The organism is Bradyrhizobium sp. UFLA01-814, assembly GCF_046718885.1.
In the GTDB taxonomy this organism is placed as follows: domain Bacteria; phylum Pseudomonadota; class Alphaproteobacteria; order Rhizobiales; family Xanthobacteraceae; genus Bradyrhizobium; species Bradyrhizobium elkanii.
Genome location: NZ_JAQOSR010000227.1, coordinates 1 through 11,267, shown reverse-complemented (window position 1 = coordinate 11,267; position 11,267 = coordinate 1). Strand labels below are relative to the sequence as shown.

At 64.3% G+C, this 11,267-nt stretch carries 10 protein-coding genes; 7 read left to right on the top strand and 3 right to left on the bottom strand.

Annotated elements, in window-relative coordinates; all coding sequences use genetic code 11:
- Positions 1-38 precede the first annotated feature (38 nt).
- Positions 39-776, bottom strand: a complete 738-nt coding sequence (locus PMN64_RS39005; RefSeq protein ID WP_411784597.1) for a hypothetical protein — start codon at positions 774-776, stop codon at positions 39-41.
- Positions 777-1,254: 478 nt separating this feature from the next.
- On the opposite strand from PMN64_RS39005, the gene PMN64_RS39000 reads away from it, so the two are divergent.
- On the top strand, positions 1,255-2,001 hold the full coding sequence (locus PMN64_RS39000; protein ID WP_411784596.1) for a thermonuclease family protein: 747 nt from the start codon (positions 1,255-1,257) through the stop codon (positions 1,999-2,001).
- Positions 2,002-2,075: 74 nt separating this feature from the next.
- The gene (locus tag PMN64_RS38995; RefSeq protein ID WP_411784595.1) at positions 2,076-3,569 is read left to right on the top strand and encodes a M48 family metalloprotease; all 1,494 of its coding nucleotides are present in this window, start codon (positions 2,076-2,078) and stop codon (positions 3,567-3,569) included.
- A 173-nt stretch (positions 3,570-3,742) separates the two neighbouring features.
- Here PMN64_RS38995 and PMN64_RS38990 read toward each other — a convergent pair whose 3' ends face one another.
- A complete protein-coding gene (locus tag PMN64_RS38990; RefSeq protein ID WP_411784594.1) occupies positions 3,743-4,144 on the bottom strand; it encodes a c-type cytochrome in 402 nt (133 codons plus the stop codon).
- A gap of 193 nt (positions 4,145-4,337) precedes the next feature.
- On the opposite strand from PMN64_RS38990, the gene PMN64_RS38985 reads away from it, so the two are divergent.
- Positions 4,338-5,147, top strand: coding sequence for a transporter (locus PMN64_RS38985; RefSeq protein WP_411784593.1), 810 nt, complete (start codon positions 4,338-4,340; stop codon positions 5,145-5,147).
- A 137-nt stretch (positions 5,148-5,284) separates the two neighbouring features.
- Here the strand turns inward: PMN64_RS38985 and PMN64_RS38980 are convergent, their stop codons facing one another.
- A complete protein-coding gene (locus tag PMN64_RS38980) occupies positions 5,285-6,574 on the bottom strand; it encodes an MFS transporter (protein ID WP_411784592.1) in 1,290 nt (429 codons plus the stop codon).
- Positions 6,575-6,847: 273 nt separating this feature from the next.
- Between PMN64_RS38980 and cyoA the strand changes: the two genes are divergently transcribed.
- Genes cyoA through cyoD form a run of 4 tightly spaced genes read left to right on the top strand, consistent with a single transcriptional unit; the run spans position 6,848 to position 11,043 of the window.
- Complete coding sequence (gene cyoA / locus PMN64_RS38975; protein ID WP_411784591.1) at positions 6,848-8,014, top strand: ubiquinol oxidase subunit II; 1,167 nt, start codon at positions 6,848-6,850, stop codon at positions 8,012-8,014.
- Positions 8,015-8,024: 10 nt separating this feature from the next.
- Positions 8,025-10,028 (top strand): cytochrome o ubiquinol oxidase subunit I, encoded by a 2,004-nt coding sequence (gene cyoB, locus PMN64_RS38970; RefSeq protein WP_411784590.1) that lies wholly within the window; start codon positions 8,025-8,027, stop codon positions 10,026-10,028.
- A complete protein-coding gene (gene cyoC, locus PMN64_RS38965; protein ID WP_411784589.1) occupies positions 10,025-10,654 on the top strand; it encodes a cytochrome o ubiquinol oxidase subunit III in 630 nt (209 codons plus the stop codon). The genes cyoB and cyoC overlap by 4 nt, the downstream gene beginning before the upstream one ends.
- Positions 10,651-11,043, top strand: coding sequence for a cytochrome o ubiquinol oxidase subunit IV (gene cyoD, locus PMN64_RS38960; RefSeq protein ID WP_253606110.1), 393 nt, complete (start codon positions 10,651-10,653; stop codon positions 11,041-11,043). Before cyoC ends, cyoD begins: the two co-directional genes overlap by 4 nt.
- Positions 11,044-11,267 lie beyond the last annotated feature (224 nt).

Sequence of the window (11,267 nt, the reverse complement as noted above, 5' to 3'; positions counted from 1 at the left end):
CCCCTTTTCAAGCCGAAGACGGCATACGCGATGATATCCTAAGTCTCGTGGGCTCGGAGATGTGTATAAGAGACAGCCGGTGTGCCGCCCGCGGTCTGCGCCCCGGTCGAGGGATGCTGGCTGTCGGAGCCCGCCTCGCTGTAACCACTGCCGCCACTGCCGTGGTAGCCGTAATAGTCTTGGCCACCGAAGCCGCCGCCACCACCGCCGCCACCATTGCCGCTGCCGCCATCGGCACCGATGCCGCCACCACCGCCACCGCCGCCGGCAGGATCGACCACGCCGCCATCGCCGCCCTTGGCCGTGTTGCTGCCGAAATTGACATTGTTCAGCGTGACGTTGGCGTTCCGTCCGACGAACAGGCCGCCGCCGAGACCCGCGCCGCCGCCGCCACCGCCGACCCCGCCATTGCCGCCGCTCGCAACCGCATTGACGATCGTGAGATTCTTGAACGTCACTGTGCCTGATGTGACGACGAAGCCTTGATAGCCGCGCGCATCGATGATGTCGCTGTTGTCCTGGCCACCGAGTTGATTGTTGTAGTCGGAGTTTCCGTCGAAAGTGAGCGTCGAGCCGCTCATCAGGTTGATGGCAGGCAGATCGTCGAGCAGTTGCAATGTGCGGGCGCTGCCGGAGGTCGAGAAGTTGATGACGTAGTCGGTGTTGGCCGCTGCCAGGCCGCCGCCGACGCTGATCGCCGAGATCGCGTTGTAGAGCTGGAGATAATCGTGGAGCGGATCGCTGGTCGTCAGCGTCAGAACAACGGGATTCGACACAAGGACCTCGGCAATATGCGTGAGCGACCGCGATCGGTCGCCTTTCAAAAAATTGCCGAATAGTTACCTTGCGCCGCAAGTCATTGGCAACAATAACGAATTCTCATTCCGCGCACGGAGTTGAGATCATGAATGGGTAAGGTTGACGCGTGTGAGGGCCGCTCGACGCACGATCGGACGGCAATTTTCGTCACGACGAGGGGCGGTGAAGACGAGTTCGTCCCGCGACAGGCACGCATTGATGTGAAACACGAATCTCGCCCGTGCACGCGATAAGAAGCGCCGCAGAAAAATTGACCACCGAATCAACGATGGCATCCCTCGATGCGATCTCGCTTCGCTTGTGGTGGCTCCGAAGCGATCTTTCCGTCAGACTGTCCTTGTTGGCGACCACGCTCCGAGCGGAGCGCGCCGGAGTGACGAGTGCCGCATGACGCCTCCACGCGATAGAGCATGGCGTCGCCGTCCGCGGACGGTGATGATGACAGCATGCGTCCTCGCAATCGGCGCGTGCATCGGACGCGCCGAAGCGACGGGCTGCAATTTCGAAATTCAGGGCGAGGGTCGCGTCGCAGCCGTCGTCGATGCGCGCAGCCTTCGGCTCGACGACGGCCGCGAGGTCAAGCTCGCCGGTATCGAGGTGGCCGACAAGACGAAGGCCATCGCTGCACTGACGGCGCTTTTGGTCGGCCGCGAGGTGACGCTGCGCGGACAGGACGACACGCCGGACCGCTACGGCCGGCAGCCGGCCTACGCATTCCTCGAAGGCAGCGAGAAGCCCGTTCAAAGCGAGTTGCTGCGCCAGGGCCTCGCCGTGGCGTCATCCGAGGTCGCGGACAAGGACTGCGCCACGGCGCTGATGGCGGCCGAGGCCGAGGCAAGGGCCGCCCGATCGGGAACCTGGGCCGAGGCCACCGTCATAAAAAACGCCGAAAGTTCCGCCGATATTTTGGCCGGGATCGGGCGTTTTACAGTGGTCGAGGGCAGGGTTTTGTCCGTGCGTCAGGCGGGCGCGACGACCTACCTGAATTTCGGTCGAAACTGGACTCAGGACTTTGCTGCGACTATTTCAAGGCGCATAGTCCCTGCGTTTGAGGCGGCCGGGCTTGCGCCCAAGTCTCTGGAAAATCGTAAGATTCGTGTACGAGGCTGGGTGGAAGCACGACGTGGGCCGCGAATCGAACTGCTCCGGGTGGGGCAGCTTGAAGTGCTCGGCGGGAACTAGGGGCCCAGGGGACTCAAGAAACCCCCGGGGGCCCTGCCCCGGTCTTTTTACGGGACAATTTGTGAGTTTTTGACGTGATTGAGCGCGCAGGACGGCGTGAAGATGGGACTGGCCGCCGCCTTTCGGCTGTGCCGGCGCTCGTTTGCGCCGCCCTGACGCTGTCGGCCTGCGGCAATGTCGGCCGGTTCGAGCAGGCCACGCCCACGGCAGCGGCGGCGCCGGTAAAGCCGAACCGCGTGGTGCAGCAGACGCCCACGAGCGAACGCGAGCATGAGCGCATCCTGTCGTCCTATGGCGGCGCCTATGACGACCCTAAGCTCGAGGGCCTGATCAGCAAGACCGTCGAGCGGCTGGTCGCCGCCTCCGAACGGCCCGACCAGGCCTACAAGGTCACGATCCTCAATTCCGGCGCGGTTAACGCTTTCGCGCTGCCGACCGGCCAGCTCTATGTCACGCGCGGTCTGATTGCGCTCGCCAGCGACACCTCCGAGCTCTCCTCGGTGCTGAGCCACGAGATGGCGCATGTGCTGGCCAAGCACGCGGCGATGCGCGAGGACCAGGCCCGCCAGGCGGCGGTGGTGACGCGCGTCGTCACCGACATGAGCACCGATCCCGATCTCACCGCGCTGGCGCTCGCCAAGACAAAGCTGACGATGGCGAGCTTCTCGCGCCAGCAGGAGTTCGAGGCCGACGGCATCGGCGTCGGGATCGCCGCCCGCGCGCATTTCGATCCCTACGGCGCGGCGCGCTTCCTGACCGCGATGGAGCGCAATGCGGCGCTGAAGATCGGCAAGACCGCGCTCGATCCACGGGCGCAGGACTTCACCTCGTCGCATCCGGCGACGCCCGAGCGCATCAACAACGCGCAGACCACCGCGCGGCAATACTCGTCGCCCGAGAGCAACGAGCGCGACCGCGAGACCTATCTCGCCGCGATCGACAACATCGTCTATGGCGAGGATCCCAGCGAAGGCTTCGTGCGCGGCCGCCGCTTCCTGCATCCCAAGCTCGGCTTCACCTTCACCGCGCCCGACAATTTCACGCTCGACAACACCGCGCAGGCGGTGATCGGCGTGCGCGAGGGCGGCAGCCAGGCGATGCGCTTCGACGTGGTGCGGGTGCCGGCCGAGCAGTCGCTCGGCGACTACCTGAATTCGGGCTGGATGGAAGGCGTCGAGAAATCCTCGACCGAGGACCTCAACATCAACGGCTTTCCGGCGGCGTCGGCCACCGCGCATGGCGACCAGTGGCAGTTCAAGGTCTACGCGCTGCGCTTCGGCAGCGACGTCTACCGCTTCATCTTCGCCGCCAAGCAGAAGTCCACCGAGAGCGAGCGCAACGCGCGCGAGACCGTCAATTCGTTCCGCCGCCTGACGCTCGACGAGATCCAGGCCGCGCGGCCGCTGCGCATCAAGGTCATCAACGTGCAGCCCGGCGACACCGTGGAATCGCTGTCGCACCGCATGTCCGGCGTCGATCACCCGGCCGAGCGCTTCCGCGTGCTCAACGGCCTCGACGCCCATGCCCAGGTGAAGCCGCGCGACCGCGTCAAGATCGTGGTGGATTGAGGCTGCGAGGCGTCGCGCTCGCGCCTCACTACCGCTGTCGTCCCGGCGAAGGCCGGGACCCATAACCACAGCTATCGATTGATTGAAAAAAGCTGGGGCCACAGCGCGTCCCAACAACATATTCCTGTGGTTATGGGTCCCTGCTTTCGCAGGGACGACAGACAGAGAGCGCTCTACTTCGCCTTCTCCTTCAAGAAAGCAATGATGTCGGCGCGGTCCTTCGGATCCTGAACTGCGTAGAACATCTTGGTGCCCGGAACCATGGCGTCCGGACCGGTGAGCCATTTGTCGAGATTCTCCTCGGTCCACACGATCTTCGAATTCTTCAGCGCCTCCGAGTAATTGTAGCCCGCGACGGAGCCGGCAAGCCGGCCCACCACGCCCCTGTGCATCGGGCCGACGTCGTTCTTCTCGATCGAATGGCAATCGCCGCAGCCCTGGTACAGCGTGGCGCCGCGCGCCGCATCTCCCGCGGCACGGGCGCTGTTCCCGGCGAGCAGAATCGCGATCGCCGCCATCGCGGCAATTTTGGCTTGCCGCGGCGCCAGCACGCCTGCGATCGAACGAATGGTCATTCCCGGGGCTCTCCTGTTTGCCACCACAATAGGAGCAGCCATGCTGCCATTCTATTCCCTGAAATGCCGTGCGCTTCGCGCGGCCGGCGACTGACGAAGATTTTTGAGCCAGCCGGGAATATCTCCGCGCGCCGCCGATCTCTATCGAAAGCTGCCACCTCCGCAGCGGCGCCGGGCTATTGGAGCATCCCCAGTGTTTCAGAATCGGTTCGGCGCCGTCGCTCGACTTGCCGAACTCGGGTGCGTGCTTGCTGCGCTCACACTCGCAGCAGCCACCGCCGCGCGCGCGGACGGCTGTCCCAAGCCGAGCGACGAAATCGCGACCGACCGGCCCGACGTCACCAATTCGAGTATCGTCGTGCCGGTCGGGAGCCTGCAGAACGAGAACGGCATCAACCTGACCGGCCGCAGCAGTGGCCGCAGCATCGACGGCAGCAACAGCCGCTGGCGGCTCGGGATCGCCCCCTGCCTCGAAGTGCTGATCGACCTGCCGAGCTATATCGGCACTGTGAAGTCGCCCGGCGCCTCGGGCTTTTTCGACGTCGCGCCGGGGATCAAATGGCAGATCAGCCCGCTGCCGCGGAAGCTCGACCTCTCGATCACGGCCGGCGTCGCGCTGCCGACGGGCGCGGCCGAAATCGCCGGGCGCGGCGCGCAGCCCTATATCCAATTGCCGTGGTCATGGGAGCTGCATGACGGCTGGGGCGTCAGCGGCATGTTCACCGAATTCTTCCGCCCCGCCGAGCTGAGCGGCCAACACATGTCGGAGGCGACCTTCGTGATCGAGAAGAAGCTGACCGAGCGGATCAGCATGTTCACCGAATATGTCGGCGACTATCCCGACGGCGCGCGGCCGACCCAGCTCATCAACTCCGGCGGCCTGTACCAGATCACGCCGACCCAGCAGGTCGACTTCCATGTCGCGTTCGGACTCAACCGCAACTCGCCGAACTACATCGTCGGCCTGGGCTATTCGTTCCGCGTCGACGGATTGTTCCGCTAGCCCACCTCCCCTTGAAAAGGGGAGGTCGCTTTGCTCGCCAGAGCAAAGCGGGTGGGGATCTGCTCTCTCCGCTTGCAGCGGAGCCGGTGGCTGACCCCCATCCCGACCTTCCCCCTTTCAGGAGGAAGGAGAAGAGCTCAAGCCTCGGCTTCGCGCAATCCGCTCAGCCACAGCGCCAGCAGCGTCCACACCGCGCCCGACAACAGATACGCACCGGCCGAGATCAGGCCGAAATGCGTCGCCAGCAAGAGCGCCGCCAGCGGCGCAAAGCCGGCACCGAACAGCCAGGCGAAATCCGAGGTCAGCGCCGAGGCCGTGTAGCGATAGTTGCGCGCGAAGCTCGAGGCGATCGCGCCCGATGACTGGCCGAACGACAGGCCGAGCAGCACGAAGCCGAGCACCATGTACACCGTTTCGCCGAACGCCCCGGCATCGAGCAGCTGCGGGGCAAAGCCGCTGTAGACCGCGATCGCGACCGCAGACCCCAGCAGCAGCGGCTTGCGGCCGACGCGGTCGGCGATCATGCCGGAGGCGACGATCGCGACGACGCCGACCATGGCGCCGATCATCTCGATGATGAGGAAGCGCACCGGGCTTTCCTTGGTGAACAGGAACACCCAGGACAGCGGAAACACCGTGACCATGTGGAACAGCGCAAAGCTCGCCAGCGGCGCGAAGGCGCCAAGCAGGATGTTGCGGCCCTCCTGCGCGACGGTCTCGCCGACCCGCGCCGGCTCGAGATCGCGGCTTTCGAACAGCTCGGAATATTCATCCGTCGCCACCATGCGCAGCCGCGCGAACAGCGCCACCACGTTGATGGCGAAGGCGACGAAGAACGGATAGCGCCAGCCCCAGTCGAAGAAATCATCCGCCGAGAGGTTGCCGGCGAAGAAGGCGAACAGCGCGCTGGCCACGATCAGCCCGAGCGGCGCGCCGAGCTGCGGCACCATCGCGTACCAGCCGCGGCGATGCGCCGGCGAATTCATCGCGAGCAGCGAGGCGAGGCCGTCCCAGGCGCCGCCCCAGGCGATGCCCTGCACCACGCGCGCAGCGGCCAGCAGCCAGATCGCCGCGACGCCGATCGTGTCGTAGCCGGGCAGGAAGGCGAGCGCGACCGTGGCGGTGCCGAGCAGGAACAGCGCGATGACGAGCTTGGCGCCCTTGCCGTGGCGGCGGTCGACCGCCATGAAGATCACGGTGCCGAGCGGTCGCGCGACGAAGGCCAGCGCGAAGATGCCGAACGAATAGAGCGTGCCCGTCAGTTCATTGACGAACGGAAACACCAGCTTCGGAAACACGATGACCGAGGCGATCGCATAGACGAAGAAGTCGAAGAATTCCGACGTGCGTCCGATGATGACGCCGATGGCGATATCGCCGGGCTTCGCCTGCGCGTGACCTGATGCGGTCGGGGTGCCGTGAGCCATTGCTGGGGCTTGTGCCATCGCCGGAGAACCGTCCTTTGGAGCATGATCCGGGATAGCGGAAACCGGTTTTCCCTCGCGACAAACGCGGAATGCGTTTGCGCGGAGATCATGCTCAAGCAAGAGATGAGGCCACGGGCGGAATTTGCCACGCGGTCCACCTCACCTTCTGATCCTCTATCTCGCAGTGCAACATTGGACAAATTGTCCAATGTCAACTTTGCTGCATCGCAGCTACCCCTTGGCGGAACTCATAAAATTCAAGTGGGGTGAGCCGTGCGCGCCTTGAAATTATTGGCCTTATTGCCGTTCGCGGCGCTCCTAGGCGGGTGCGATTTCGTCGTCCTCGCCCCTGCCGGCGACATCGCCGCCCAGCAGCGCGACCTCGTCGTCATCTCGACCGTCCTGATGCTCATCATCGTGCTTCCGGTGATGGCGCTGACCGTCTTCTTCGCCTGGCGCTACCGCCAGTCCAACGCCGCGGCCCCCTATGAGCCGGAGTGGGATCACTCCACCCAGCTCGAGCTCGTGATCTGGTCGGCGCCGCTGCTGATCATCATCTGCCTCGGTGCGCTGACCTGGATGGGCACGCACCTGCTCGATCCCTACCGCTCGCTCGGCCGCATCGCCGCCGACAAGCCGATCGAGAGCAAGGACGCCCCGCTCAATGTCGAGGTGGTCGCGCTCGACTGGAAGTGGCTGTTCATCTACCCGGACTACGGCGTCGCCGCCGTCAACGAGCTTGCAGCTCCGGTCGACCGCCCGATCCGCTTCCGCATCACGGCGTCCTCCGTGATGAACTCGTTCTACATCCCCGCGCTTGCCGGCCAGATCTACGCCATGCCCGGCATGGAGACCAAGCTGCACGCGGTCGCCAACAAGGAAGGTACCTATCGCGGCTTCTCCGCCAATTACAGCGGCGCTGGCTTCTCCGGCATGCACTTCGAGTTCAAGAGCCTGTCGGCAACGGATTTCGACAAGTGGGTCGGCAGCGCCAAGGCCAGCGCCAGCATGCTCGGCCGCACCGACTATCTGCAGCTCGAGCGTCCGAGCCAGAACGATCCGGTCCGGCTCTATCGCTCGGTCGATCGCGATCTTTACAAGGCGATCCTCAACATGTGCGTCGAGCCCGGCAAGATGTGCATGAGCGAGATGATGGCGATCGACGCCAAGGGCGGCCTCGGCCGCGAAGGCCTCAACAACACGCTGCCGCTGACCTACGACAAATACGCCCGCCGCGGCGCGCCGCTCGGCTCTGAGCCGACCTTCGTCGCCGGCATCTGCTCGATGGACGAGATCAAGGACGCGCCGTCGCGCGAGGTCACCGCGCCGCTCGACCTGACGCCGCTACGCGGCTTCGGGCTGAAGCGGCCGCCGTTCTCGCCCGCGCATCCGTCGTCGACATCCTTGCTGCTCGGCCAGCGTCCGAAATCAGAGTCCTGAGGAGGACCGCATGAATCCCGATCTCGTCAAGATGGTCTTCGGCCGCCTCAATCTGGAAGCGCTGCCGTTCCATGAGCCGATCCTGGTCGGCACCTTCGCCGTGGTGGCGACCGGCGGCCTCGCGCTGTTTGCGATCGTCACCTATTTCCGGCTCTGGACCTATCTGTGGCGCGAGTGGTTCACCACCGTGGATCACAAGCGCATCGGCATCATGTACATGATCCTCGGCATCGTGATGCTGCTGCGCGGCTTCGCGGACGCGCTGATGATGCGCCTGCAGCAGGCGATCGCATTCAACGGCTCCGACGGCTACCTCCCGGCCCATCACTACGACCAGATCTTCACCGCGCACGGCGTGATCATGATCTTCTTCGTGGCGATGCCGCTGGTCACCGGCCTGATGAACTATGTGGTGCCGCTGCAGATCGGTGCTCGCGACGTCTCCTTCCCGTTCCTCAACAATTTCAGCTTCTGGATGACGGTCGGCGGCGCCGTGCTGGTGATGATGTCGCTGTTCGTCGGCGAATTCGCCCGCACCGGGTGGCTCGCCTACCCGCCGCTGTCGAACATCGGCTACAGTCCCGACGTCGGCGTCGACTATTACATATGGGGACTGCAGGTCGCCGGCGTCGGTACGACGCTATCGGGCATCAACCTGATCTGCACCATCGTCAAGCTGCGCGCGCCGGGCATGACGATGATGAAGATGCCGGTGTTCACCTGGACCTCACTCTGCACCAACGTCCTGATCGTCGCCTCCTTCCCGGTGCTGACGGCGGTGCTGGCGCTGCTGTCGCTCGATCGTTACGTCGGCACCAACTTCTTCACGAACGACTTCGGCGGCAACCCGATGATGTACGTGAACCTGATCTGGATCTGGGGCCACCCCGAGGTCTACATCCTGGTGCTGCCGGCGTTCGGCATCTTCTCCGAGGTGACCGCGACGTTCTCCGGCAAGCGGCTATTCGGCTACACCTCGATGGTCTACGCCACCGTCGTCATCACCATCCTGTCCTACCTGGTCTGGCTGCACCACTTCTTCACGATGGGCTCCGGCGCCAGCGTGAACTCGTTCTTCGGCATCACCACCATGATCATCTCGATCCCGACGGGCGCGAAGATGTTCAACTGGCTGTTCACGATGTATCGCGGCCGCATCCGCTTCGAGCTGCCGATGATGTGGACGGTGGCATTCATGCTGACCTTCGTGATCGGCGGCATGACCGGCGTGCTGCTGGCGGTGCCGCCGGCCGATTTCGTGCTGCATAACAGCCTGTTCCTGATCGCGCATTTCCACAACGTGATCATCGGCGGCGTGCTGTTCGGCCTGTTCGCCGGCATCAACTACTGGTTCCCGAAGGCGTTCGGCTTCAGGCTCGATCCGTTCTGGGGCAAGCTGTCGTTCTGGTTCTGGGTCTCGGGCTTCTACTTCGCCTTCATGCCGCTCTACGTGCTCGGCCTGATGGGCGTGACCCGAAGGCTCCGCGTGTTCGACGATCCGTCCTTGCAGATCTGGTTTATCATCGCGGGCTTCGGCGCATTCCTGATCCTGCTCGGCATCGTCGCGATGCTGGTGCAGTTCGCGGTCAGCATTCTGCGCCGCGAGCAGCTGAAGGACACCACCGGCGATCCCTGGAACGCGCGGACGCTGGAATGGGCGACCTCCTCGCCGCCGCCGGACTACAACTTCGCCTTCACGCCCGTGGTCTACGACAACGACGCCTGGTGGGACATGAAGCGCCGCGGCTACAGGCGCCCGCTGACCGGCTTCAAGCCGATCCACATGCCGTCCAACACCGGCACCGGCATCATCCTCGCAGGACTTGCGACGGTGATGGGGTTCGGCCTGATCTGGTACATCTGGTGGCTCGCCGCCGTCAGCTTCGTTGCGCTGCTGGCGGTCGCGATCGGCCACACCTTCAACTATCACCGCGACTTCCACATCCCGGCGGATGAGGTGGTGCGGGCCGAAGAGGCGCGGACACGCGTGCTCGCCGCGGGAGCCCAGACATGAGCGTTGCAATCAGAACCACACAGGACTCCGAGCCGGTCTTCCACGTCATCGACGAGCATGATCATCCGGAAGGCGCTAGCACCATGCTGGGCTTCTGGATCTACCTGATGAGCGATTGCCTCATCTTCGCGATGCTGTTTGCGACCTATGGCGTGCTCGGCGGAAACTATGCCGCCGGCCCATCGCCGAAGGATCTGTTCGACCTCAAGCTGGTCGCGCTCAACACCACGATGCTGCTGCTCTCCTCGATCACCTATGGCTTCGCCATGCTGACGATGGAGAAATCGAGGATCGGCGCGACGCAAGCCTGGCTCGCAATCACCGGGCTATTCGGCCTCGCCTTCCTCGGCATCGAGCTCACCGAGTTCTCGCATATGATCCATGAGAGCGCGACGCCGCAGCGCAGCGCCTTCCTGTCGTCGTTCTTCACGCTGGTCGGCACCCACGGCCTGCACGTCACCTTCGGCCTGGTCTGGCTGGTGACGCTGATGGTGCAGACCGCGCGCTTCGGCCTCACCGAAGCCAACCGGCGCCGTCTGATGTGCCTCTCGATGTTCTGGCACTTCCTCGACGTGGTCTGGATCGGCGTCTTCACCTTCGTCTATCTCCTGGGAATGCTGCGATGACAAAAGAAGCTCACGCTCTCGAAGCCAACGCCGGCGGGCACGGCCACGACGCTCACGGCGGGGCATCCCATGGCTCGCTGCAGAGTTATCTGATCGGCTTCGGTCTCTCCGTCGTCCTCACCGCGGTGCCGTTCTGGCTGGTGATGACGGGTGCCATCGCCGACAAGCAGGTCACCGCGCTGATCGTGCTGGTGCTCGCCGCGGTGCAGATCGTCGTGCACATGGTGTACTTCCTGCACATGAACACGCGGTCCGAGAACGGCTGGACCATGATGGCGATGATCTTCACCGTGGTCATGGTGGTGATCGCGCTGACCGGCTCGCTGTGGGTCATGCATCACCTCAACATCAACATGATGCCGCTGCACGACATGAGCCAGATGCCGTGACGATGCGGAGCGCCTCAGACCCCTCTTCACCTCTGCCGCTTGCGGGGGAGCATAGGCCGCCTTTGGCGGCCGTCCTTGAAGGACGCCGAAGCAAAGCTTCGGCTATGACGCGCGCAGCGCGTGGCGGGTGGGGGCTCTCTCCACATAATGACCCTTCCGACTCGCGGCGACACCCCCACCCCAACCCGCCCCCGCACGCGGCAGAGGTGAAGAGGGGTCTGAGG

Bases quoted from the DNA above. Each gene is read 5' to 3' on its own strand.
- PMN64_RS39000 (WP_411784596.1), top strand. From the start codon at position 1,255: ATGATGACAGCATGCGTCCTCGCAATCGGCGCGTGCATCGGACGCGCC.
- PMN64_RS38990 (WP_411784594.1), bottom strand. From the start codon at position 4,144: ATGACCATTCGTTCGATCGCAGGCGTGCTGGCGCCGCGGCAAGCCAAA.
- PMN64_RS38980 (WP_411784592.1), bottom strand. From the start codon at position 6,574: ATGGCTCACGGCACCCCGACCGCATCAGGTCACGCGCAGGCGAAGCCC.
- cyoB (WP_411784590.1), top strand. From the start codon at position 8,025: ATGAATCCCGATCTCGTCAAGATGGTCTTCGGCCGCCTCAATCTGGAA.
- cyoC (WP_411784589.1), top strand. From the start codon at position 10,025: ATGAGCGTTGCAATCAGAACCACACAGGACTCCGAGCCGGTCTTCCAC.
- cyoD (WP_253606110.1), top strand. From the start codon at position 10,651: ATGACAAAAGAAGCTCACGCTCTCGAAGCCAACGCCGGCGGGCACGGC.